The 24,818-nt window shown below is 63.3% G+C and carries 20 protein-coding genes; 17 read left to right on the plus strand and 3 right to left on the minus strand.

The genetic code is table 11. The features are described from left to right. Window positions 1-39: 39 nt before the first annotated feature. Window positions 40-1,602 (minus strand): threonine ammonia-lyase, biosynthetic, encoded by a 1,563-nt coding sequence (gene ilvA / locus IHV84_RS10185; RefSeq protein WP_198846767.1) that lies wholly within the window; start codon window positions 1,600-1,602, stop codon window positions 40-42. A gap of 394 nt (window positions 1,603-1,996) precedes the next feature. On the opposite strand from ilvA, the gene IHV84_RS10190 reads away from it, so the two are divergent. After that, window positions 1,997-2,446 (plus strand): OsmC family protein, encoded by a 450-nt coding sequence (locus IHV84_RS10190; RefSeq protein WP_198846768.1) that lies wholly within the window; start codon window positions 1,997-1,999, stop codon window positions 2,444-2,446. Window positions 2,447-2,485: 39 nt separating this feature from the next. Here the strand turns inward: IHV84_RS10190 and coq7 are convergent, their stop codons facing one another. Continuing rightward, complete coding sequence (gene coq7 / locus IHV84_RS10195; protein ID WP_198846769.1) at window positions 2,486-3,103, minus strand: 2-polyprenyl-3-methyl-6-methoxy-1,4-benzoquinone monooxygenase; 618 nt, start codon at window positions 3,101-3,103, stop codon at window positions 2,486-2,488. A gap of 300 nt (window positions 3,104-3,403) precedes the next feature. Between coq7 and IHV84_RS10200 the strand changes: the two genes are divergently transcribed. From IHV84_RS10200 to IHV84_RS10235, 8 genes are all read left to right on the plus strand, one after another. Continuing rightward, window positions 3,404-4,504, plus strand: coding sequence for a porin (locus tag IHV84_RS10200; RefSeq protein WP_198846770.1), 1,101 nt, complete (start codon window positions 3,404-3,406; stop codon window positions 4,502-4,504). 340 nt (window positions 4,505-4,844) lie between these two features. Beyond that, on the plus strand, window positions 4,845-6,065 hold the full coding sequence (locus IHV84_RS10205) for a porin (RefSeq protein ID WP_198846771.1): 1,221 nt from the start codon (window positions 4,845-4,847) through the stop codon (window positions 6,063-6,065). Window positions 6,066-6,397: 332 nt separating this feature from the next. Further along, window positions 6,398-7,378, plus strand: a complete 981-nt coding sequence (locus tag IHV84_RS10210; RefSeq protein WP_044399781.1) for an ABC transporter permease — start codon at window positions 6,398-6,400, stop codon at window positions 7,376-7,378. Further along, on the plus strand, window positions 7,378-8,595 hold the full coding sequence (locus IHV84_RS10215) for a M20 aminoacylase family protein (protein WP_198846772.1): 1,218 nt from the start codon (window positions 7,378-7,380) through the stop codon (window positions 8,593-8,595). Before IHV84_RS10210 ends, IHV84_RS10215 begins: the two co-directional genes overlap by 1 nt. A gap of 79 nt (window positions 8,596-8,674) precedes the next feature. Then, window positions 8,675-10,234, plus strand: coding sequence for an ABC transporter substrate-binding protein (locus tag IHV84_RS10220; protein ID WP_370541247.1), 1,560 nt, complete (start codon window positions 8,675-8,677; stop codon window positions 10,232-10,234). Between the two features lie 92 nt (window positions 10,235-10,326). Beyond that, the gene (locus IHV84_RS10225; RefSeq protein WP_044399790.1) at window positions 10,327-11,238 is read left to right on the plus strand and encodes an ABC transporter permease; all 912 of its coding nucleotides are present in this window, start codon (window positions 10,327-10,329) and stop codon (window positions 11,236-11,238) included. Window positions 11,239-11,268: 30 nt separating this feature from the next. Next, window positions 11,269-12,249: an ABC transporter ATP-binding protein gene (locus tag IHV84_RS10230; protein WP_198846774.1), complete on the plus strand. Its 981-nt coding sequence runs from the start codon at window positions 11,269-11,271 to the stop codon at window positions 12,247-12,249. After that, complete coding sequence (locus IHV84_RS10235; protein ID WP_198846775.1) at window positions 12,246-13,262, plus strand: ABC transporter ATP-binding protein; 1,017 nt, start codon at window positions 12,246-12,248, stop codon at window positions 13,260-13,262. The genes IHV84_RS10230 and IHV84_RS10235 overlap by 4 nt, the downstream gene beginning before the upstream one ends. A 146-nt stretch (window positions 13,263-13,408) precedes the next feature. On the opposite strand, the gene IHV84_RS10240 is transcribed toward IHV84_RS10235, so the two are convergent. Beyond that, complete coding sequence (locus tag IHV84_RS10240) at window positions 13,409-14,305, minus strand: LysR family transcriptional regulator (protein WP_198846776.1); 897 nt, start codon at window positions 14,303-14,305, stop codon at window positions 13,409-13,411. A gap of 144 nt (window positions 14,306-14,449) precedes the next feature. Here IHV84_RS10240 and IHV84_RS10245 point away from each other — a divergent pair, with 144 nt between their 5' ends. The 8 genes from IHV84_RS10245 (at window position 14,450) to IHV84_RS10280 (ending at window position 24,583) form a co-directional block, all read left to right on the plus strand. Continuing rightward, window positions 14,450-16,570 (plus strand): 3-hydroxyacyl-CoA dehydrogenase NAD-binding domain-containing protein, encoded by a 2,121-nt coding sequence (locus IHV84_RS10245; protein ID WP_198846777.1) that lies wholly within the window; start codon window positions 14,450-14,452, stop codon window positions 16,568-16,570. A gap of 141 nt (window positions 16,571-16,711) precedes the next feature. After that, on the plus strand, window positions 16,712-17,911 hold the full coding sequence (locus tag IHV84_RS10250; RefSeq protein ID WP_198846778.1) for an acetyl-CoA C-acyltransferase: 1,200 nt from the start codon (window positions 16,712-16,714) through the stop codon (window positions 17,909-17,911). 39 nt (window positions 17,912-17,950) lie between these two features. Then, window positions 17,951-19,147: an acyl-CoA dehydrogenase family protein gene (locus tag IHV84_RS10255; RefSeq protein WP_198846779.1), complete on the plus strand. Its 1,197-nt coding sequence runs from the start codon at window positions 17,951-17,953 to the stop codon at window positions 19,145-19,147. Window positions 19,148-19,157: 10 nt separating this feature from the next. Then, window positions 19,158-20,291, plus strand: coding sequence for an acyl-CoA dehydrogenase family protein (locus IHV84_RS10260; RefSeq protein WP_198846780.1), 1,134 nt, complete (start codon window positions 19,158-19,160; stop codon window positions 20,289-20,291). 4 nt (window positions 20,292-20,295) lie between these two features. After that, on the plus strand, window positions 20,296-21,132 hold the full coding sequence (locus IHV84_RS10265) for an oxepin-CoA hydrolase, alternative type (RefSeq protein WP_198846781.1): 837 nt from the start codon (window positions 20,296-20,298) through the stop codon (window positions 21,130-21,132). After that, window positions 21,129-22,376 (plus strand): CaiB/BaiF CoA-transferase family protein, encoded by a 1,248-nt coding sequence (locus IHV84_RS10270; RefSeq protein ID WP_198846782.1) that lies wholly within the window; start codon window positions 21,129-21,131, stop codon window positions 22,374-22,376. Before IHV84_RS10265 ends, IHV84_RS10270 begins: the two co-directional genes overlap by 4 nt. An 80-nt stretch (window positions 22,377-22,456) precedes the next feature. Then, the gene (locus IHV84_RS10275; RefSeq protein WP_198846783.1) at window positions 22,457-23,464 is read left to right on the plus strand and encodes a tripartite tricarboxylate transporter substrate binding protein; all 1,008 of its coding nucleotides are present in this window, start codon (window positions 22,457-22,459) and stop codon (window positions 23,462-23,464) included. Between the two features lie 105 nt (window positions 23,465-23,569). Then, window positions 23,570-24,583: a tripartite tricarboxylate transporter substrate binding protein gene (locus IHV84_RS10280; protein ID WP_198846784.1), complete on the plus strand. Its 1,014-nt coding sequence runs from the start codon at window positions 23,570-23,572 to the stop codon at window positions 24,581-24,583. The last annotated feature ends 235 nt before the right edge of the window (window positions 24,584-24,818 follow it).

The following is a 24,818-nucleotide window of genomic DNA, read 5'->3' on the forward strand; positions in this document are numbered from 1 at the left end:
TGCTTGCGCTTGCTGAATAAGCGCTAGAGGCCATTTTGATCAAGACCCTGCGCGCAGGAACAGGCGATACGCCGGGTTGTTCGTCTCTTCCACATAGGGGTAGCCCAGCGTGTCCAGGAACGCGTCGAACGTGGCCGTGTCTTCGGCGGGCACCTGCATGCCGACCAGGATGCGTCCGTAATCGGCCCCCTGGTTGCGGTAGTGGAAGAGGCTGATGTTCCAGGTCGGCTGCATCAAGCTGAGGAACTTGAGCAGTGCGCCAGGCCGCTCGGGGAAGACAAAGCGCAGCAGGCGCTCGTCTTGCGCCAGGGCCGAGTGGCCGCCCACCAGGTGGCGCAAGTGCTCCTTGGCCAGCTCGTCGTGCGTCAGGTCCAGCGTTTCAAACCCTTGCTGGTTGAAATGCTGCGCAATCGTGGTCGATTCACCCTTGCCGCGCGTGGTCAGTCCCACAAACACGTGGGCGCGGGCGGCATCGCTGATGCGGTAGTTGAACTCCGTCACGTTGCGCGGGCCACCGGGCAGGGCGCCCACGGCTTCGCAGAAGCGGCGGAAACTGCCACGCTCTTCAGGGATGGTGATGGCGAACAGGGCTTCGCGCTCTTCGCCTACCTCGGCGCGCTCGGCCACGAAGCGCAGGCGGTCGAAGTTCATGTTGGCGCCGCACAAAATGGCGGCATAGGTCTCGCCTTCGGTGTGGTGCGTGTCCACATACTGTTTGATGGCGGCCACGGCCAGTGCGCCGGCGGGCTCGACGATGCTGCGCGTGTCCACAAACACGTCCTTGATGGCAGCGCAGACGGCATCGGTGTCCACGGTGATGAATTCATCGACCAGCCCGGAGGCGATGCGGAAGGTTTCCTCGCCCACCAGCTTGACGGCGGTGCCGTCCGAGAACAGGCCCACATCGGGCAGGGTGACGCGTTCATGTGCCTTGACGGACTGGATCATCGCGTCCGAGTCATTCATCTGCACGCCAATGATCTTGACCTCGGGCCGCACGGCCTTGATGTAATTGGCCACACCGCTGACCAGCCCGCCGCCGCCAATCGCCACGAACACCGCATTGAGCTGGTTGCTGCCCAGGCTTTGCAGCTGCCGCAGGATTTCCATCGCAATCGTGCCTTGCCCGGCAATCACGTCGGGGTCGTCGAACGGGTGCACAAAGGTCAGGCCCTGCTCCTTTTCGAGCTTGAGCGAATGGCCGTAAGCGTCCGAGTAGCTGTCGCCAAACAGCACCACTTCGCCGCCCAGGCTCTTCACCGCGTCAATCTTGAGCTGTGGGGTGGTGGTGGGCATCACGATCACGGCGCGCACGCCCAGGCGCTTGGCGCTCATGGCCACGCCCTGCGCGTGGTTGCCGGCCGAAGCGCAGATCACGCCGCGTTCCAGCTGCGCAGGCGTCAGGTGCGCCATCTTGTTGTACGCCCCCCGCAGCTTGAAGCTGAAGACAGGCTGCTGGTCCTCACGCTTCAAGAGCACCCGGTTCTTCAGGCGCTGGCTCAGGTTTTTGGCAGGCTCCAGGGGGGACTCCACGGCCACGTCGTACACGCGGGCGGTGAGGATTTTTTTCAGGTAATCGGCGGGGGTGAGTGGCTGTGTCATGGGGCGATAGGATCACCCGCCCAGCAGAGCAGGCGGGGCACACATCATAGTGGGGGCGGTTGGCGCTTGTTTTTTAAACAGTCTCTGCGGTGCTGGCCTGGGTGGCGCTGGGTGCATTGCGACCAAACCCGGGGCAAAAAAAAGCCCCAGGCCGTGAGGCCTGGGGCTGAATCCATCCTTTGAGGAGATGGAGGAGACAATCGGAGCGAGCAAACCAGCGTTTGTACTGATTGCTTTTGGTTGTTTGTTTGAACAACCGCGCATGGGTGAATTGTATCCTCATGCTTGTTGCGATGCAGCAAAAATTCGCAGCCGTTTTTGACGGCTTGGTAAAACCGTAAGAAAAAAACCACGCATGGGTCCTGCCCCCATGCGATCCCCAGGAGAAAAACACATGGAATGCACAGTCAGTTGGACGGCCGCGGCCGGTACCCGGTCCGGAATGGGCTTTGTCGCAGAAACCGGGAGCGGCCACGTTTTGGTCATGGATGGTGCGCCCGACGCGGCCAACCCCGCCAATGGAGGCCAAAACCTGGCCCCCAGGCCGATGGAAACCGTGCTGGCCGGCACCGGCGGTTGCACGGCCTATGACGTGGTGCTGATCCTCAAGCGGGGGCGCCACGATGTGCGGGGCTGCAGCGTCAAGTTGACTTCCGAGCGGGCGGACACCGATCCCAAGGTGTTCACCAAGATCCACATGCAGTTCACCGTAACGGGGCGTGGCATTCCTGCGGCGGCCGTGGAACGTGCCATTGCGATGAGCCACGAAAAATACTGTTCCGCCAGCATCATGCTGGGCAAAACGGCCGAGATCACCACTGGTTTTGACCTGGTAGAGGCCTAAGGTTGCAGCAAGGAGGGCGGCCGCCTCCCGGCGCGCCCCTCAGATGCGGTGCGCCGTGGTTGTCATCACCTTGGCTGCAAAACGCATCAAGCCCTGAGCCGCTTTGGGCAGGGGCAAGGCGCCGCGGTATGCAGCCTCCTCGGCATGCCGTTCCTCGTCCTGTTTCATGCGTTCAACCACTGCGCGGGAGGCGGCATCTTCCTCTGGCAGTCTGGAAAGGTGGCTTTGCAGGTGTTCTGCCACCTGGCGTTCCGTTTCCACCACAAAACCCAGGCTGGCCCGGTCACTCACCTTGGCAGCCACAAAGCCCAGGGCAAATGCCCCTGCAAACCAGAGGGGGTTGAGCAAGCTCGGGCGGGCGCCCAGCGCTTGCAGTCGCTCGTGGGTCCAGGCCAGGTGGTCTGTTTCTTCTCGGGCTGCCTGAAGCAAATGCTGTCTCAAATGCTCGTCTTTGGTGGCCAGGGCCTGTGCGCTGTACAGCGCCTGGGCGCAAACTTCACCCACATGGTTCACCCGCATCAAAGCTCCCGCCAGTTTTTTCTGCTCGTCGTTCAACGCGGCTTCGTTCACCCCCTGGGCTGGTGAATTTTCATGCGCATGAGGCTGAGCAAACAAGGTGCGCAGGGCATTGTCGAGACTGGAAAGTAGGCGGTCCATGCTTCAAAGGTGTTTTGACGTATCAATTTCACAAAGATACAGAAATCATGCCGCTCAGATCCTTCTTTGCAAGGAAATGCTGCGAATTGATGACTCTGGTGGATGTTGCACCACTGCAACGATTTTCTCCGTTCCGGCCGATTGTGGGTGAATTCCTTTGCGAAACCCGGCGGGCTCTGGTGCAATAGGGGCAACTTCCCCACCAGGAGGTTGGCCCGGGGAACCGGCGGGACTGTGCAGGTGCTTTCACCATAGACCCCCCGTACCGGCGCCCTATGTTTAACCTTGGAGTAACTCGCAATGAAAAAATCCCTGATTGCCCTGGCTGTGCTGGCTGCTTCCGGCGCTGCAATGGCCCAATCTTCCGTGACCCTGTTTGGTATTGTTGATACCAACGTCAGCTACCTCGACGGCGTTTCCAACGCTGCTGGCACCAACACTGACAGCAAGTATGGCATTGGCACCAGCGGCAACGCAACGAGCCGTCTGGGCTTCCGCGGCGTGGAAGACCTGGGTGGCGGTCTGAAGGCTGGCTTCTGGCTGGAAGGCGAAATCTTCGGTGACGACGGCAATGCTTCTGGCTTCAATTTCAAGCGTCGTTCCACGGTCAGCCTGGCTGGTGGTTTCGGTGAAGTGCGCCTGGGCCGTGACCTGACCCCTGGCTACTCCAAGTTCATCTCCTACGACCTGTTCGGCCAGGTCGGCATCGGCCAATTCATGGGCTGGAGCGACTGGAATGGCAACAACCAAACCACGGCTAACAACAACAACGATGCCAACGGCATCCGTTCGAGCAACATGATCAGCTACTACACCCCCAACTTCAGCGGCTTCACCGCTGGCCTGGGCTATGGCTTCGACGAAAAGGCTGACACGACGAACTCGAAGAAGGGTCGTTACGTTGGTGGTTATGTTGCCTATGACAACGGCCCTTTGAGTGTTGCCCTGTCTTATGACGAGAGCAGCGCCCTGACCCTGGGCTCCGGTGCTACTGCCGTCAATGGTGCTGACCGCAATCGTCTGACCTTGGGCGGTTCGTACAACCTGAACGTTGTCAAGCTGAACGCCATCCTGCAGCAGACCAAGGATGATGTCCCTGGCGGTTCCGAGCGCAAGGTTAACGCCTACATGTTGGGCGCATCCGCTCCTGTGGGCGCTGGCGAAGTCAAGCTGCAATACGCTCTGTATGACCAGAAGGCCATCGACTCCAAGGCCCACCAGATCAGCCTGGGTTATGTCCACAACCTGTCCAAGCGCACCGCTGTGTACGGCACCGTGGCATACATGGACAACAAGGATGCCTCGAAACTGAATCTGTCTGCCAAGGGCCTGGGTACCATTGATGCCCGCGCTGGCGACAGCCAGACCGGCTACCAAGTCGGTATCCGTCACGCCTTCTGATGACTTGCTGGCCTTGTGCCAGCATTCACAGACGTGACCCAAGCCACCCGTCGAAAGACGGGTGGCTTTTTTCATGGGTGTTTATTTTCTTTACGGATGCTTTGTTTCGCCACTTTGTGGGAGGTGGATATGGCCTTGAAGCCTGGCGTTGCAGAAGTGGGTGGATGAGGGTCACGCATCCACTTTTGCAGAAGAGGGGTTCTGCGTGAATCTTTTATAAGTGAACGGTCGTTCTATTAGGGAAACCCTGTGTAGGGATTGAGCAACAAAGGGGTCCTGACGGGGAGGGTGCTTACTAAACTGCCCCTAGCCACTTCAACCTCAGAAAGAGATGGGATCCATGAAAAAAGTCGCTGCTAAGAAATTCTTTGCTCTGGGAGCTATTGCTCTCGCTTCTGGTTCTGCATTTGCACAAGCCAGCACCAGCACCAGTTCGGTGCAGCTTTACGGTATCGTTGATGTGGCTTATCGCCATACCAATAACGAAGGCGCCGGTAAAGATGGTCTGTCGAAGATGATTGGTGGCGGCATGTCGCAAAGCCGCTTGGGTATCAACGTGGAGGAAGATCTGGGCGGTGGTTCCAAGGCCTTGGTGACCCTGGAAAACCGTTTTGACGCCGATTCAGGCACACCCGCCGCCAATGCGCCGTTTTTCCAGCTCGCCCATGTGGGCCTGCAGGGCCCCTATGGTCGCCTGACCGCCGGGCGCCAGTGGAACGTGCTGTTCGACGTCGTGACCAGCACCTACGCTTCATTCCCCTATTCTCCGTACATGGAGGCCTACAAGCCTGAGCTGGGCATGGCCATGGGAGCGCGCACCAGCAACATGCTGAAGTACACCTTCGCAACGCCGGACCGCAGCTTCGTGGGTTCGCTGCAATATTCGTTTGACGAGAACAACGACACCAAGGCACTGGAAGCGGGGCTGCCAGCTTCTGCGGCACAGGTTCCTGCCTATGTGGCTGGCACGCTCAACGGCGGCGCCTGGCAGACGGCTGGCGGCTATCTGCGCTACGCCGCCAACGGCTTCGCATTGGGTGGCGGTTACATGCGCACGACGCTGCCTGGCGGCACCGATGTCGATGCCTGGACCCTGGGCGGTTCGTATCGCACCGGCCCTTGGTACTTCAGCACCGGCTACGGCCTGAACAAGGCGAAATACGCTGCGGTGACCAGCCCGGTCCAGGGTTTCCGTAACATCGTAGACCGAGCACTCCTGGGCCAGTTCTGGGCGGGTCAGACCAACGGCGGCTTCCAGCCGGGTGATGCCGACAAGCGCCAAATGTTCAAGGTGGGCGTGGGCTATCAGCTGACGCCTCAACTGAACCTGGGTGCGCATTACTTCCGCGGCAAGCAATCAGGCTCGGTCAACGGCACGTCTAATGGCAACGTCAACTTCTATGTCGCCGTGGCGGACTATGCTTTCAGCAAGCGCACTGACGCCTACTTTGGCGTGGACCACACCAGCATAAGCGGCGGTAGTGCGCTGGTGCTCGACGGCAGCGGCGGCAACGCCCGCAGCCGTACCGGTGTCACCATGGGTATTCGTCACCGCTTCTAATCACTGGTGGGGGAAAAGCGCTGCTCTGGCAACAGAGTGGCGCAGGTTTCCAAGGGAAAACCGGGTCGCTAGCGATAGTGATCCGGTTTTTTTCTTTTTTGGAAAAATCCGAATCTCGCGGGCGGCACAAAAAAAAACCAAGAATTCGCCCCCCAACCCGAATGGGCGCGGGACGAGGCATTTTTCAGGTGCCTGCAGCGGCGGGATGGCTGGCACTGTTCCTGCATGCAGGGAGTGAAGGACCTGTCATTTTCGGCAGTGCGTGCTCGAAAACCATCGTTCGTTGCCAGAAACTTCCCTGTTAGCATGGTCCATCATTCTTCGCTTTTCTGATGCTTGCTTTTATTTTGCGCCGCCTGATTCAGGCCGTGATTGTCATGGTCACGGTGGCTTTCATCGCTTTCATGCTGTTCCAGTATGTGGGCGATCCCGTGGTGTTCTTGCTGGGGCAGGACGCCACCCCTGAGCAAATTCGTGAATTGCGCGCACAACTGGGGCTGGATCAGCCCTTCATCGTGCAGTTCTGGCACTTCTTGGTCAATGCGGCGCAGGGCGAGTTTGGCCTGAGTCTGCGTCAGGGGGCGAAGGTGTCGCGCCTGATTGCAGAACGCTTCCCCGCTACCCTGGAGCTGGCTCTGGTAGCCGCGTTCCTCGCCCTGATTGTGGGCGTTCCGATGGGCGTGTATGCGGCGCTGAAGCGCGGCACTTTCACCAGCCAGCTGTTCATGACGATCTCGCTGCTGGGCGTATCGCTGCCCACCTTCCTGATCGGTATCTTGCTGATTCTGGTGTTCTCGGTGACGCTAGGCTGGTTCCCCAGCTTCGGTCGGGGTCAGGTCGTGCAGATGGGTTGGTGGAGCTCGGGGCTGATGACAGCCAAGGGCTGGCACCACATCACTTTGCCAGCCATCACGCTGGCCATTTTCCAGCTCACCCTGATCATGCGTCTGGTGCGTGCTGAAATGCTGGAGGTGCTGCGCACCGACTACATCAAGTTTGCCCGCGCGCGGGGCCTGTCCAACCGGGCCATCCACTTTGGTCACGCCCTCAAGAACACGCTCGTTCCGGTGCTCACGATCACGGGTCTGCAGCTGGGTGGTCTGATCGCATTCGCCATCATCACCGAGACGGTGTTCCAGTGGCCCGGCATGGGCTTGCTGTTCATCCAGGCGGTGACGTTCGCTGACATCCCTGTGATGGCAGCCTACCTGTGCCTGATTGCCTTGATTTTCGTGGTCATCAATCTGGTGGTGGACTTGCTGTACTTCGTGGTCGACCCGCGCCTGCGCGTGGGCAAGGCCGGGGGGCACTGATGCAAGGCTCTCGCCTGAAAGCGGGCGGGCGGGCGTTTGCCCACATCGCCCAGTTTCATCCTGAGCTGACTGCATTGCGCCGCGACCTGCACGCGCATCCTGAACTGGGTTTTGAAGAGGTTTACACCGGCAAGCGGGTGGTAGAGGCGCTCAAGGTCTGCGGGGTGGATGAGATCCACCAAGGCATTGGCCGCACAGGCATCGTGGCGGTGATCCGTGGGCGCAGCGTGGCCAGCGGCGCCATGGTGGGCTTGCGGGCTGACATGGATGCGCTTCCGCTGACGGAGCACAACGACTTTTCCTGGAAGTCTTGCAAGCCCGGACTGATGCACGGTTGCGGCCATGACGGGCACACGGCCATGCTGGTAGGGGCTGCGCGTTACCTTGCGCAGACGCGTAACTTCGACGGCACGGCCGTGCTGGTATTCCAGCCGGGCGAGGAAGGCTTTGCCGGTGCGCGGGTAATGATGGAAGACGGATTGTTTGACCGCTTTCCGGTGCAGTCTATCTACGCCATGCACAACTGGCCCGCCATGAAGCCGGGCACGATTGGCATCAACCCGGGCCCCATGATGGCCGCGGCAGACCGCATCACCATCGAGATCACAGGCCGTGGCGGCCATGGCGCACACGCCTACCAGACGGTGGACGTGGTGCTGGTGGCAGCCCACATCATCACGGCGGCGCAGAGCATCGTCTCGCGCAACGTGCGCCCGATTGAGAGCGCAGTCATCAGCCTGTGCGCGATGAAGGCTGGCGAGTTGGGGGCCTTCAGTGTGCTGCCCGGGTCGGCCACGCTGGTGGGCACCGTGCGCACGTTCGATCCCCTCGTGCAGGAGATGGTGGAGAACCGCCTTAAAGATCTGTGCAACGCCATTGCCCTGGGCTTTGGCGCCACCGCCACGGTGCATTACGAGCGCATTTACCCCGCCACCATCAACACCGAAAGTGAAGCGCTGTTTGCTGGCGATGTGGCTGAATCTCTGGTGGGGGCGGACCATGTGGTGCGCGACCTGGAGCCCAGCATGGGCGCAGAGGACTTCTCTTTCATGCTGCAGACCAAGCCTGGCGCCTACCTGCGCATAGGGCAGGGCACCGGCTCCAGCGGCAGTGCATTGCACAACAGCCGCTACGACTTCAATGACGACATCCTGCCGCTGGGCTCGGCCTTGCATGCGAGCCTGATCGAGCAGGCCATGCCGCTGCCCACGCCTTGACGCAACCCGTTTGACGATGATGGGCACACCCGCAATTCCCCACCCCTCCCAGGAGAACCGCATGAAGATCGAACGGAAAATGGCCGCGACAGCATTGTTTGTTGCCCTGTCTGCAGTCGGCGTTGTAGCCAGCGCGCAGACTGTGCGCATCGCCAACCAGGGCGACGCCTTGTCGATGGACCCGCACTCGCTCAACGAGACCCTGCAGTTGAGCGTGACGGGCAACGTCTACGAACCCCTGGTGGGCCGCAACAAGGACCTGAGCCTCACCCCCATGCTGGCTACCAGCTGGAAGCAGACATCGCCCACGGTGTGGCGCTTTGAGCTGCGCAAGGGCGTGCAATTCCACGACGGCACTCCCTTCACCGCCGATGACGTGGTGTTCAGCCTGGCCCGCACCCAGGTCGAAGGCTCGGACATGAAGAGCTACACCAACGACTTCAAGGAAGTGCGCAAGATCGACAGCCATACGGTCGAGATTGAAACCAAGACGCCTTTCCCCATCCTGCCCGACGTGCTCTCGCTCGTGTACATCATGAGCAAGAAGTGGTGCGAGACCAACCAGGCCACCGTGCCTGTGGACCGCCGCAAGGGGGTGGAGAACACGGCATCGTTCAAGGCGAATGGCACCGGGCCCTTCCGTGTGCGCGAGCGCCAGCCCAACGTGCGCACCGTGTTCACGCGCAACGGCTCTTACTGGGGCAAGATCGAAGGCAACGTGACCGAGGTGGTGTTCACCCCCATCGGCAACGATGCCACCCGCGTGGCGGCCTTGCTTTCGGGCGAAGTGGATGTGATGGAGCCCGTGCCCGTTCAGGACATTGACCGTGTCAACAGCAGCGCCAACACCCGCGCCGTCACCGGCCCTGAGCTGCGCACCATCTTCCTGGGCATGGACCAAAAGCGCGACGAGCTGCTGTATTCCAACGTCAAGGGCAAGAACCCCTTCAAGGACAAGCGCGTGCGCCAGGCCTTCTATCAGGCCATCGACATCAAAGGCATCAAGAAGACCGTGATGCGCGGTGCTTCCAACCCCTCCGCGCAACTGGTGGGCCCTGGCATCAACGGCTTCCAGCCTGAGATGAAGCGACTGCCCTACGACGTGGAAGCCGCCAAGAAGCTGATGGCAGAGGCCGGTTACCCCAACGGCTTTGAAGTGTCGATGAACTGCCCCAACGACCGTTACGTGAACGACGGGCGCATTTGCCAGACGGTGGCGGCCAACCTCTCGCGCATCAATGTCAAGATCAACCTGCAGGCCGAAACCAAGGGCACCTACTTCCCCAAGGTGCTGCGCCGCGACACCAGCTTCTACATGCTGGGCTGGACCCCCGCGACCTACGACGCGCACAACGTCATGAATGCCATCATGCGCTGCGTGGACGACAAGGGCGCAGGCCAGTTCAACCTAGGGGCCTATTGCAACCCCAAGGTGGACGAGCTGACCCTCAAGGTCCAGGCCGAGACGGACAAGAACAAGCGCAACGCCTACATCAAGGAAGCGTTTGACCTGCATGCCGCCGATGTGGGCCACATCCCACTGCACCAGCAAGCACTGGCCTGGGGCGTGAACAAGAAGGTCAAGCTCGTGCAGCTGGCCGACAACTTCATGTACTTCAAGTGGATCAGCCTGCCCTGATTCCACGCTGTTTCCCGTTTCGCTTTTTCTGTTGACCGCAGCGCACGAAGGCCACAAGCCTGGTGCGCTGGCGGATGCCTCTGGTTCTTACGATGAAAAAAACACTTGCCCGCTGGCTCGACAGCGACGTTGGCTACAGCTTCCGCACCTCGCCCATGGCGATGGTGGCGGCCTTGATTGCACTGGTGTGCGTGTTCTGCTCGATCTTTGCCGGCTGGGTGGCACCGCACAACCCCTTTGACCTGGCCACGCTCGAATTGAGCGATGCGCGCCTGCCACCCGCCTGGAGCGAGCATGGCACCACCAAATATCTGCTCGGCACGGACGACCAGGGCCGTGACATTCTTTCTGCACTGATCTACGGCGCCCGCATCTCGCTGGTGGTGGGCCTGGCGTCGGTGCTGCTGTCGGTGGTCGTGGGCGTGGGCCTGGGCTTGCTGGCCGGCTTTCGGGGCGGCTGGATCGATGCCGTGCTGATGCGCCTGTGCGACGTGATGCTGTCGTTCCCAGCCATCCTGGTGGCTCTGTTGATCGCTGGTGTGGGCCGGGCCTTGTTCCCCAACGCGCACGAGTCGCTGGCGTTTGGCGTGCTCATCATCTCGATTTCGCTCACCGGTTGGGTGCAGTACGCGCGCACCGTGCGCGGCTCCACGCTGGTGGAGCGCAACAAGGAATATGTGCAGGCAGCCCGCGTCACCGGTGTCTCGCCGCTGCGCATCATGCGCAAGCATGTGCTGCCCAATGTGCTGGGCCCCGTCATGGTGCTGGCCACCATCCAGGTGGCCACGGCCATCATCACCGAGGCCACGCTGTCCTTCCTGGGGGTGGGCGCGCCTCCCACATCGCCCTCGCTGGGCACCCTGATCCGCATTGGTAACGACTACCTGTTCTCGGGCGAATGGTGGATTACCGTGTTCCCCGGCGTCATGCTGGTGCTGATTGCGCTTTCTGTGAACCTGCTGGGCGACTGGCTGCGTGATGCCCTGAACCCGCGCCTTCGCTAAGCCATCACAAGAACAAAAGTCGATACTCCCATGAGCCTTCTAGAAGTCAAAAACCTCGTCGTCGAATTTCCAGGCCGCCGCGGCACCCTGCGCGCTCTGGACGACATTTCCTTCTCCATCGCACCCGGCGAGATCCTGGGCGTGGTGGGTGAATCGGGCGCGGGCAAGTCGCTCACCGGCGCGGCCATCATCGGCCTGCTCGAACCTCCAGGCCGTGTGGCCTCGGGCCAGATCCTGCTCGAAGGCCAGCGCATCGACAACCTGGGCGACGAAGAAATGCGCCACATCCGTGGCCGCCGCATCGGTGCGATTTTTCAGGACCCGCTGACCTCGCTGAACCCGCTGTACACAGTGGGCCGCCAGTTGACGGAAACCATCCTGGCCCACCTGCCCGTGAACGCGGCCGAAGCCCGCCAGCGCGCCATCCAGCTGCTCAAGGACACCGGCATTCCGGCGGCCGAAGAGCGCATTGACCACTACCCGCACCAGTTCTCGGGCGGCATGCGCCAGCGCGTGGTGATTGCCCTGGCCCTGGCGGCCGAGCCCAAGCTGATCGTGGCCGACGAGCCCACCACGGCGCTGGATGTGTCCATCCAGGCGCAGATCATCACGCTGCTGAAAAACATCTGCAAATCGCGCGGTGCGGCTGTCATGCTCATCACCCACGACATGGGCGTGATTGCCGAAACCTGCGACCGCGTGGCCGTGCTGTACGCCGGGCGCGTGGCCGAGATTGGCCCGGTGCACGATGTGATCAACCAGCCCTCGCACCCCTACACCGCCGGCCTCATGGCCTCCATCCCCGACATGGAGCAAGACCGCGAGCGCCTGAACCAGATCGATGGCGCCATGCCGCGCCTGAACGCCATTCCCCAGGGCTGCGCCTACAACCCGCGCTGCCCACAGAAATTTGACCGCTGCATGACCGACCGTCCCGACCTGATGAGTGCCGGAAACACCCGCGCCGCCTGCTGGCTGCACGCCGCTGACAACACCAAGGTGGCCGCATGAGCAGCGCAGTGAATTCCACACACAAGCCCCTGGTGCAGGCGCACGACCTGGCCAAGACCTTCGACGTGTCCGCCCCCTGGCTCAACCGCGTGCTGGAGGGCAAACCCCGCACGCTGCTGCACGCTGTGGACGGGGTGAGCTTCGAGATCGAGAAGGGCAAGACGCTGGCCCTGGTGGGCGAATCCGGCTGTGGCAAGAGCACCGTGGCCCGCCTGCTGGTGGGCCTGTACGACCCCACTCGTGGTGGCCTCACTTTTGATGGGCAAGACGCCCACGCCGCCTTCAAGGGCGGCAATGCCAAGGCCATGCGCCGCCGCATCCAGATGATCTTCCAGGACCCCTATGCCAGCCTGAACCCGCGCTGGCTGGTGGAAGACATCATTGGTGAGCCGCTCAAGGAGCATGGCCTCATCACCGACAAGGCCCAGCTCAAGCAACGCGTGGGCGAGCTGCTGCAGTCGGTGGGTTTGTCGCCGCTGGACATGGTGAAGTACCCGCACCAGTTCTCGGGCGGCCAGCGCCAGCGCATCTCGATTGCGCGCGCCCTGGCCACCGAGCCCGAGTTCCTGGTGTGCGACGAGCCCACCAGCGCGCTCGACGTGTCGGTGCAGGCGCAGGTGCTCAACATCATGAAGGACCTGCAGCGCGAGCGGCAGCTCACCTACCTGTTCATCAGCCACAACCTGGCCGTGGTGCGCCATGTGAGTGACCAGGTGGGCGTGATGTACCTGGGCCGCCTGGTGGAGTTGGCCGACAAGCACACGCTGTTTGACACGCCCCGCCACCCCTACACGCGCATGCTGCTCGATGCCATCCCCAAGATGCACGACACCGGCAAGGCCCGCACCCCCGTGCAGGGCGAGGTGCCCAACCCGCTGAACCCGCCACCGGGCTGCGCCTTCAACCCGCGCTGCCCGCATGTGAACGAGCGCTGCCGCACCGAGCGGCCCCAACTGCTCACGCTGGGCGGCATCCGCATTGCGTGCCATGCGGTGGAAGAAGGGCGCATCTGAGGGGGCGTGAAAACGCACACCCGGTACGCTTTCTGATCTCAATAGCCATCTCTGCCCATACCTGTGGGTAAGGCTTGCTATCAAAAAAATAGCTTCTGGCGCTTATCTATCAAGCGCTAGAGGCTATTTTTGTATGTGGATCTGAATCACGCCTGCGTGGGCAGTGCGCGCCCCAGCAGGTAGTCGATGCAGGTGCGCACCGCGCGCGTCTGGTGCCTGTCGGGCATGTAGAGCATGAACATCTGCGTGCCAAAAATGCTCAGGCGCCATTCGTCCAGCGTGGTCAGCACCTCACCGCTGGTCACGGCGTCTTGCACCACGTAGTCGGGCACCAGGCCCACGCCCAGCCCGGCCAGAATGCCCTGGCGCAGAAACGGAAAGTGCTCGGAGATGATGGTTGGCTCCAGCAGCACCTCCTGGCGCTGCTCACCCTGGTAGCCCCGCAGGCGCAGCTGCTTGCCCACCACGCCTGACGTGATCACCGGCGCAGCCCGCAGCGCCTCGAAGGTTTGCGGCAGGCCCTGCGCTTCGGCATAGGCGCGGGATGCGCAGGCGATGTAGCGCACGCTGCCCAGGTCGCGGGCCACCAGCGTGGGCGGGGGCTCGGGCATCACGCGGATGGCGATGTCCACTTCGTCGCGGATCAGGTCGTCTACCCGGTTTTCAAAGCGCACATCCAGCACGATGCCGGGGTACAGGCGCTTGAAGTCGATCAGCCAGTCAGACATCACCATCTGCCCGTAACCGCTGGGCACGCTCAGGCCCACGCGGCCCTGCAGGCCCTGGCCCAGCGTCGCAATGGTTTCGCGCGCGGCCAGCATCTCGTTCTGGATGGCGCGGCCATGCGCGTACAGGCGCAGGCCCACTTCGGTCGGCTCCACCCGGCGCGTGGTGCGGCGCACCAGTTGCACGCCGACTGACTTTTCCAGCTGGTGCAGGTGGTAGCTCACGTTGGCCCGCGTCATCTTCAAATTGCGGGCTGCCTGGCTGAGGTTGCCTGCGTCCAGGATGTCCACCAGCACGGTGAGCGAAGTGAGTTCCATAACAAAGGTGGTGTGATGAGGCCATGCGCCGCTTTTGTCAAAAGCGTTTTGACAGTCTGTCAATGGACTATGTAATTGTCAAGATAGTTTCGCGCATCAACAATCACCCGGTCATCAACAGCCACCGACCAGGAGACTCCCCGCATGGGCGCTGCCGCTTCCGCCTCTTCCGTTGTTACCACCGCCTTGCATGGTGACGTGCTGGTGGTCACCATCGACAACCCACCGGTCAACGCCCTCGGCGCTGCCGTGCGCCAGGGCCTGCTGGCCGCCATGCAACAGGCGCAGGCCGACGCGGCCGTGGCCGCCGTGCTGCTGGTGGGCGCAGGCAAGGCCTTCATCGCCGGGGCCGACATTCGCGAATTTGGCAAGCCGCCCGTGCCCCCGGCACTGCCCGAGGTCTGCCGCGCCATCGAAGGCTCGGACAAGCCCGTGGTGGCCGTGCTGCACGGCGCAGCGCTGGGTGGCGGGCTGGAAGTGGCCTTGTCCGCCCACTACCGCCTGGCATTGCCCGCCGCCACGGTGGGCTTGCCCGAAGTGAACCTGGGCCTGCTGCCCGGCTCGGGCGGCACGCAGCGCGCACCGCGCCTGATGGGCGTGCAGGGGGCTACGGCCATGATGCTCAGCGGCCAGCACCTCAAGGCCCAGGCTGCGCTGCAGGCTGGTCTGGTGGACAAATTGGTTGAAGGCGCCGACGCGCAGGCCGCAGGCCTGGCCTATGTGCGAGAACTGCTCGCCGCCAAGGCCCCCGTGCGCCGCACCCGTGACCTGGCGATTGCCGAACCTCAGGCTGCGCTGGCCTGGCTGGAAGAGCAAAAGGCCGAGACCGCGAAGAAAGCGCGTGGCCTGTTTTCGCCCCTCAAGATCATCGAATGCGTGCAAGCCGCTGTGCAACTGCCGTTTGACGAAGGCCTGGCCCGCGAACGCGCGCTGTTCATCGAATGCCTGGACAGCCCCCAACGCGCCGGCCTCATCCACGCCTTCTTTGCCGAGCGTGAAGTGGCCAAGGTGCCTGAAGCCCAGGCCGCGCAGCCACGCCCCGTGGCCAGTGTTGCCGTGATCGGTGGCGGCACCATGGGTGCGGGCATTGCCGTGGCGGCGCTGGATGCCGGCCTGCCGGTGACCATGATCGAGCGCGATGCCGAGTCCATCGCCCGTGGCCGTGCCAATGTCGAGAAGGTTTACAACGGCCTGGTGGCCAAGGGCCGCATGACTGAAGCCGCCAAGGCTGCCGTGATGGCGCGCTACACCGGCAGTACCAATTACGCCGACATCGCCCAGGTGGACCTGGTGATCGAAGCCGTGTTTGAAGACATTGAGGTGAAGAAGGCCGTGTTCCGCGAGCTGGACCGCGTGTGCAAGCCCGGTGCCGTGCTGGCCACCAACACTTCTTACCTTGACATCGACGCCATCGCCGCAGCCACCAGCCGCCCGCAGGACGTGATTGGCCTGCACTTCTTCAGCCCCGCCAACATCATGAAGCTGCTGGAGATCGTGGTGCCCGCCAAGGTGGCGGCCGACGTGGTGGCCACGGCGTTCGAGCTGGCCAAGAAGCTCAAGAAGGTGCCCGTGCGCGCCGGTGTGTGCGACGGTTTCATCGGCAACCGCATCCTGGCCGTGTACAAGCAGGCGGCTGACTACCTCATGGAAGACGGCGCCAGCCCTTACGAAATCGACGCGGCCGTGCGCGGCTTTGGCTTTGCCATGGGCCCGTTCCAGGTGACGGACCTGGCCGGTGGAGACATTGGCTGGGCCACGCGCAAGCGCCGCGCCGCCACGCGCGACCCCAAGGCCCGCTACGTGGAAATTGCCGACCGCATCTGCGAGCGCGGCTGGTTTGGCCAGAAGACCGGGCGCGGGTTCTACCTCTACCCCGAAGGCGCCCGCGTAGGCCAGCCCGACCCTGAAGTGCTGGCCATTGTGGATGCCGAGCGCGCCAAGAAAGGCATCACGCCGCGCAGCTTCAGTGCCGACGACATCATGCGCCGCTACATGGCGGCCATGGTGAATGAAGGTGCCAAGGTGGTGGCCGAAGGCATTGCCCTGCGCCCGCTGGATGTGGACGTGACCTTCGTCGCGGGCTACGGCTTCCCGCGCCACCGTGGCGGCCCCATGAAGTGGGCCGACATGACCGGACTGGACAAGGTGCTGGCCGACATCCAGGCCTTTGCCAAGGAAGACCCGCTGTTCTGGAAGCCCGCGCCGCTGCTGGAACAACTGGTGGCCGAAGGCCGCAATTTCGACAGCCTGAACAAGGCGGCTTGATCGCCCCAGCGGTCATCAAAAACAGGAGCTGCCAGCGCTTGTATTTCAATAATTTCAAAGGGTTTTCATGCTGAAAGCCCCGTGAATCAAGCGCCAGCAGCTATCAAAAACAAAGCACTCTCACACACCCAGGAGCCCGCCATGCGCGAAGCCGTCATCGTTTCCACCGCCCGTACCCCGCTGGCCAAGTCGCACCGCGGCGAATTCAACCAAACCCCTGGCGCCCAGCTGGGTGCCTTCTCGGTGCAGGCTGCCGTGCAGCGCGCAGGCATTGACCCCGGCCTGATCGAAGACTTGATCTGGGGCTGCGGCTACCCTGAGGGCACCACCGGCCGCAACATTGGCCGCCAGACGGCGCTGCGCGCAGGCCTGCCCGTCACCGTGGGCGGCACGGTCATCAACCGCTTCTGCTCCTCGGGCCTGCAGGCCATTGCCGTGGCCGCCGGGCGCATCGTGCTTGAAGGCGTGCCGGCCATCGTGGCGGGTGGCGTGGAAAGCATTTCGCTGATGAACCCCGCCGGCCGCAGCGGTGCATCGCACCTGGACCCCTGGCTGGTCGAGCACAAGCCTGCGCTGTTCATGGAAATGATCGACACCGCCGATGTGGTGGCCCAGCGCTACGGCATCACGCGGGAAGACCAGGACGCGTTCTCGCTGCAAAGCCAGCAGCGCACCGCAGCCGCGCAGGCCAGCGGTGTGTTCGACAACGAAATCGTGCCCTGCAAAACCACTATGGCCGAGAAGAACAAGGACACCGGCGAGGTGACCTACCGCGAGGTGGTGGCCACCATGGACAACTGCAACCGCCCCAGCACCACGCTGGAGGGCCTGGCCAAGCTGGAGCCCGTGAAGGGCGCGGGCAAGTTCGTCACGGCAGGCAATGCCTCGCAGCTGTCAGACGGCTCGGCCGCCTGCGTGATGATGGAAGCCAAAGAGGCCGAGCGCCGTGGCCTGCAGGCCCTGGGCGCTTTCCGTGGCTTTGCCGTGGCGGGCTGCGAGCCCGACGAGATGGGCATTGGCCCCGTGTTTGCCGTGCCCCGCCTGCTGGAGCGCGCGGGCCTCAAGGTCGAAGACATCGCCCTGTGGGAGCTGAACGAGGCCTTTGCCTCGCAAGCCCTGTACTGCCAGCGCCAGCTCGGTATTCCGATGGAGCGGCTCAACGTCAACGGCGGTGCCATCTCAATCGGCCACCCCTTTGGCATGACGGGCGCGCGCCTGGCCGGTCACATCCTGCTCGAAGGCCAGCGCCGCAAGGCCAAGGACTCTTCCGTGAAGTGGGCCGTGGTGACCATGTGCATCGGCGGCGGCCAAGGCGCAGCCGGCCTGTTCGAGATTTTCTGATCCACACAACGCAACTTTTTCCTGAAGCAGACGACCGACATGGACCTGAATTTCACCCCTGAAGAAGAAGCCTTCCGCGCCGAGGTGCAGGCTTTCCTGAAAGACAAGCTGCCCGCACGCATCGCCAACAAGGTCAAGGCTGGCCAGCGCCTGACCAAGGCCGACCAGGACGAGTGGCACGCCATCCTGAACGAACGCGGCTGGCTGGCCAACCACTGGCCCGAGGAATATGGCGGCCCCGGCTGGGGTGCTGTCGAGAAGTTCATCTTCGACACCGAATGCGCCCTGGCCGGTGGCCCGCGCATCGTGCCCTTTGGCGTGAACATGCTGGGCCCGGTGCTCATCAAGTTTGGCAACGAGGCGCAGAAGAAATACTGGTTGCCGCGCATCCTGAGCGGTGAGGACTGGTGGTGCCAGGGCTACTCCGAACCTGGCGCGGGCTCGGACCTGGCTTCGGTGAAAACCACAGCCGTGCGCCAGGGGGATCACTACATCGTCAATGGCCAAAAGACCTGGACCACGCAGGGCCAGCACGCCAACATGATCTTCTGCCTGGTGCGCACAGACCGTGAGGCCAAGGCGCAGTCGGGCATCAGCTTCTTGCTGGTGGACATGAAGTCGCCCGGCGTAGAGCTGCGCCCCATCCGCACGCTCGATGGTGACAAGGAAGTCAACGAGGTGTTCTTCACCGACGTGAAGGTGCCGGTGGAAAACCTGGTGGGCGAGGAAAACAAGGGCTGGACGTACGCCAAGTACCTGCTGACCTACGAGCGCACCGGCATCGCAGGCGTGGGCTTTTGCATTGCCGCGCTGGCCAAGCTCCAGGTGATTGCCGCCAAGGTCATGAAAAACGGCAAGCCGCTGGACCAGGACCCGCTGTTTGCCGCCCGCATGGCCCAGGTCGAGATCGACCTGGAGAACATGAAGACCACCAACCTGCGCGTGATTGCCGCCGTGGCGGGTGGCGGAGTGCCGGGGGCTGAAAGCTCCATGCTCAAGATCCGCGGCACCGAGATTCGCCAGGAAATTTTGTCGCTGATGCGCCGCGCCGTGGGCCCGTACGCGCTGCCCTTCATTGAAGAAGCCCAGTACGAAGGCTATGCCGACGAACCCGTGGGCCCGAAAGAGGCTGCCACGGCTGCCGCCAACTACTTCAACTACCGCAAGCTGTCGATCTTTGGCGGCTCCAATGAAATCCAGAAGAACATCATTTCAAAAATGATCTTGGGCCTGTGAGGTTGCCGCGATGAACTTTGAACATACCGAAGACCGCCGCATGCTGGCGGACACCCTGAACCGCTTCGTGGCCGAGCAGTACGGCATCGAAACCCGCAACCACATTGCCTACGGCGACAAGGGTATGGACCCCGCCCTGTGGTCCCGCTTTGCCGAACTGGGCGCGATTGGCGCGCTGTTCCCCGAAGCCGATGGTGGCTTTGGTGGCGCAGGCTTTGATGTGGCTGTGGTGTTTGAAGCCCTGGGCGGCGGCCTGGTGGTGGAGCCTTTCCTGGGCGCACTGGTGGTGGGCCGGGCGCTGGGCCTGGCCGGTAGCGCAGCGCAAAAGGAACACATTGCCAGCATCATCGACGGCAGCACCGTGGTGACTCTGGCGCACGAAGAGCCTGGTGCGCACTACGCCCTGAACCGCGTGACGACCCGTGCTGTGCGCAATGGCGACGGCTGGCTGCTCACCGGCCACAAGGCGGTGGTGGTGCATGGTGACCAGGCGCAGATGCTGCTGGTAAGCGCCCGCACCTCGGGCGCGGTGGACGATGAAGACGGCATCTCGCTGTTCCTGGTGCCGGCCGATGCCGCGCGCCTCACCCGCCGCGGCATGGGCCGCATCGACGGTGGCCGCGTGGCCGAAGTCACGCTGCAGAACGTGCAAGTCGGCGCGGGTGCGCTGCTGGGCGCGGAAGGGCAGGGCTTTGCCACGCTGGAGCGCGCCGTGGGCTGGGGCATTCTGGCCGTGTGTGCCGAAGCGCTGGGTGCGATGGATGTGGCCAAGAAGCACACGCTGGAATACCTGCAAACGCGCAAGCAGTTTGGTGTGCCGATTGGCAGCTTCCAGGCCCTGCAGCACCGCATGGCCGACTTGCTGCTGGAAGTGGAGCAGGCCCGCTCCGCCGTCATCAATGCCGCGGCCGCCATGGACAGCAACGATCGCGCCGAGCGCGAGCGCGCACTGTCGGCCGCCAAGGTCACCATGGGCCGCATTGGTGCGCTGGTGGCTGAAGAAAGCATCCAGCTGCACGGCGGCATCGGCATGACATGGGAGCTGCCGCTGTCGCACTACGCCAAGCGCCTGGTCATGGTGGACCACCAGTTTGGTGATGAAGACCACCACCTGGTGCGCTTCATTGAACTTGGTCGGAGCTGAAGCCATGGAGCAGCCACTGCCTCTGCTGCAACGCCGCGAGGGCGCGGTGCTCGTGCTCTCCAACAACAACCCTGCGGCGCGCAATGCGCTGTCGCCCGCGTTCTACGCGGCGCTGACGGAGGCCCTGGCGCAGGCCGAGGCCGACCCCACCGTGGGTGCCATCGTGCTCACGGGCGAGGGCGGGCACTTTTGCGCGGGCGGTGACTTGCGCCAGTTGGCCAAGCGGCGCGAGCTGCCCGTGGAAGAGCGCCGCGCCAAGCTCGAAGGCCTGCACGACCTGATCCGCGCCGTGCGCGATTGCCGCAAGCCGGTGATTGCCGCAGTGGAGGGCGCTGCTGCCGGTGCCGGCCTGTCGCTGGCGCTGGCTTGCGACATGCTGGTGGCTGCGCGCAACGCCGTGTTCTCGGTCGCGTACGTGAAGGTTGGGCTCACGCCCGATGGTGGCGCCACGGCCTTCCTGGCCGAGTTCGTGTCGCGCCAGGTGCTGACCGAGCTGTGCCTGACGGGCGAGCGCATTTCGGGCGAGCGGCTGCATGCACTCGGCCCGGTCAACCGACTGGCCGAACCGGGTGAGGCGCTGACGCAGGCATTGGCATTGGCTGCGCAGGTAGCCACCGGGCCTGACACCGCGATGGCGAACATCAAGGCCCTGTGCCGCAGCGCCTACGCGCAGCCGCTGGCTGACCAGCTGGAGCTGGAGGCGCAGCTGATGGTGCTGTCACAGGCCACCGAAGAATCCCGCGAAGGCATCGCTGCGTTTCTGGAAAAGCGCCCGGCCGATTTCGCACGCTTGCGCCAGGCTCCTGCCACTGCCGCTACCCAACCCGACACTACGAAATGACCACTACAACACCGACACCCCCGCTGCCCGAGGGCATGGACTTCCCGCTCGAAGGCGTGCGCGTGCTCGACCTCTCGCGCGTGTTCGCCGGCCCGCTGTGCGGCCAGGTGCTGGCCGACTTTGGTGCCGATGTCATCAAGGTGGAGCACCCCGGCCGGGGCGACGACACCCGCGACTGGGGCATGCGCATCGGCAAGACCGAGACCACCTACTACAACAGCATGAACCGCAACAAGCGGTCCATCACGGTGGATTTGCAGACGCCCGAGGGCGTGAAGATCATCCACAGCCTGCTGCCGCAGTGCGACGTGGTGGTCCAGAACTTCAAGACCGGTGGCGCCGAAAAACTGGGCCTGGGCTACGAGCAGCTCAAGGCCATCAAGCCTGATCTGATCTATTGCTCGGTGTCGGGCTACGACAGCTCGGGGCCCGAAGCCAAGCGGCCGGGCTACGACCTGGTGATCCAGGCCGAGGCGGGGCTCATGGCCATCAACGGTGAAGCCAGCCAGCCGCCGCTGAAGTTTGGCGTGGCCGCGGTGGACATGATGACCGGCATGTACGCCGCGCAGGCCGTGCTGGCCGCGCTGTTCCGCCGCGAACGCACGGGCAAGGGCCGCCACATTGAAATGGCGCTGTACGACTGCGGCCTGATGATCACCGGCTATTACGGGCTCGATGCCCTGCTGCTGGGCCACGACCCGCAGCGCTATGGCAACGCGCACCCGTCCATCGTGCCCTACGGCATGTACGACGCGGCCGATGGCCCGCTCATCATCGGTGTGGGCAACAACGCGCAGTTCGACAAGTTCTGCCGCCAGGTGGTGCAGCGCCCCGACATCGTCGAAGACCCCCGCTTTGCCACCAATGTGGAGCGCGCCAAGAACCGCCTGGTGCTGGGCCCCATGCTCAAGGAGTTGATTGCCGGCTTCCCGCGCGATGTGCTGCTGGAGCGCCTGTCTGCTGCGGGCATTCCCTGCGGCAAGGTGGCTGGTTTGCATGAAGCGCTGACCAGCGAACGCACACGCCGTGGCGGCCTGCTCCAAGAGATGCCTCACCCCGTGGCCGGCACCACGCATGTGTTCGCGCCGCCGTACCGGCTCGACGGCCAGCGCCTGCCCATTCGCAACGCGCCGCCCACGCTGGGCGCGGCCACGCGCGATGTGCTGCAGCAGCTGCTGCAACTGCCCGAGGCCGAGCTGCAAGCCCTGCGCGACAAGGGTGTACTGACCCTGCCACCGCTTTGATTGCTATATAAGTAATAGCTGCTAGCGCTTTTAAATAGGGCGCTGCAGCCGGATTTCACTACAACCCAAGGAGACAAAACATGCGTACATCGAACATCCACCGCCGCAGCGTATTGCGAGGCCTGGCCGCTTTGGGCAGCACGGGCCTGCTGGGCTCGGCCCTGGCCCAGGCGGGCAAAGACGGCTGGCCCAGCAAACCCATCCGGCTGGTGGTGCCCTACCAGGCGGGCGGCGCGACCGACATCACGGCCCGCGCTCTGGGCGAAAAGCTCTCGGCCCGCCTGGGCCAGCCCGTGTTGGTGGACAACCGGGGTGGCGCGGGCGGCGTGAGCGGCACCGACCACGCCCTCAAGTCACCTGCCGATGGCTACACGCTGCTGGTGTCTTTGGGCACCACCATGCTCATCAACCAGTTCCTGTACGAGCGCCTTCCCTACCAGCCGCAAAAAGACCAGGCCCTCATCACGCAGATTGCCCTGGCGCCGGTGGTGCTGGTGGTGCCCCCGCAACTGCCGGTGTCCAACGCGCAGGAGCTGATGGCGTACATCGACCGCAACAAAGGCAAGGTCGCCTACGGATCGTGGGGCGCGGGCTCGTATGCTCATCTGGCCGGCGCGTGGCTTTCGGACAAGCTCAAGGCCGACATGAACCATGTGCCCTACAAGGGCGAGGCGCCCATGCTGCAAGACTTGGTGGGCGGTCAGCTCCAGATGGCGTTTGCCAGCCTGCAGTCGGCTCGGCCCTATATCGAGTCAGGTCGACTCAAGACCTTGGCCGTGACCGGCACGCAGCGCATGGACGCACTGCCCAAGGTTGCCACCATGTCCGAACAGGGCATCAAGGACGAGGTGTTCCAGGTGACCGGCTGGCTTGGCATGAGCGCACCTGCCAAGACGCCCCCTGAAGTGATCGCCCGCCTGGGCACCGAGCTGCAGGCCGTGATCGCCATGCCCGAAGTGCGCGAGCGCATCCAGCAGATGGGCTTCATCCCCGTGGGTAGCAGCCCCGAGCAGTTCAACGCCCAGTTCAAGAAAGATGCGCCTGTGTGGGAACGGGTGGTGAAGGTCTCTGGCGCAAAGCTCGACTAACGCCCTCGGAGCCGCTGCCCCTGCGTGGCCGCCCGCGCTTGGGCAGCGTCGTTTGCATAGGGCGCGCCCAGCGCAACAACTGAAAGTAGAAAAAACGGATTCCTGATGAAAAAACAATCCCTTTTCCCCGCCACCTTTTCGCGCCGCGCGGTGCTCGCCGCAACTGCAGCAGTCTCTGCCATCGGTCTGCTGGGCACGGCCCCGGCGCATGCCCAGGCCTGGCCCACCAAGATGATCAAGCTGGTGGTGCCATTCCCGGCGGGCGGCCCCACCGACACGGCCTCGCGCATCGTCGGTCAGCGCCTGTCTGAGCGCCTGGGCCAGCCGGTGGTGGTGGAAAACCGCGCAGGTGCTTCGGGTTCCATCGCGGCAGCCCAGGTGGCCAAGAGTCCGGCCGATGGCTACACGCTGATGATGCTGGCCACGCCCACGCTGCTGGCGCCGCACCTCTACAAGAAGGCAGGCTACGACACGACGAAAGACTTCACGCCCGTGGCCACGGTGTACGACTTGCCCATCGTGGTGGTCGTCAACCCCGCGCAGATGCCTTCGGTGACCGATGTGCAAAAGCTCATCACCCACGCCAAGGCGCGGCCTGGCCAGCTCAACTACACCAGCTCGGGCGCAGGCAGCTTTGGCCACCTGAGCATGGAACTGCTCAAGCAGATGGGCGGCTTTGAAATGCAGCATGTGCCCTACAAGGGCGGCGTGCCCGCCATCACCGACACCATCGGCGGCCAGGTGCCGCTGATGTATGCCGACCTGGTGGCAGCGCTGCCCCACATCCAGGCAGGCAAGCTGCGCGCCATTGCCGTGGGTTCGCCCCAGCGCGTGGCCATGCTGCCCGATGTGAAGACCATTGCCGAGCAGGGCTTCAAGGGCTACGAAGCCGTGTCGTGGGGTGGCCTGATGGCGCCACCCGGCACGCCCAAGGCCGTGGTGGACCGCATCGCCAGCGAGGTCAAGCAGATCCTGGCCGACAAGGAAATTCAGGACAAGCTGCTCACCGCCGGTGCCATCGCCGCCTTCCAGTCGCCTGACCAGATGGCCCAGCGCATCAAGAGCGACTACGCCAAGTGGGGCGCTGTCATCCGCGACAAGGGCATCTCGAACGAGTAAGAGCAGCTCCCAAAACTCCCCTGGCGTCGTTGTTCCGCCTTGTCGTACTGTTTGTACTGTCTGCGGCGGAACGCCTAGCCAGGGCCGCTTCGCCGAGTTTTGTCAGCCGCTCTCAATGTGCCACCCGCACACCAGCAACAAAAACCAAGGAAAGACGTTCCCATGAAAGTTCTCGTACCCGTCAAGCGCGTGGTGGACTACAACGTGAAGGTCCGCGTGAAGTCGGACAACACAG

The organism is Acidovorax sp. IB03, from assembly GCF_016406015.1.
GTDB lineage: Bacteria > Pseudomonadota > Gammaproteobacteria > Burkholderiales > Burkholderiaceae_C > Acidovorax > Acidovorax temperans.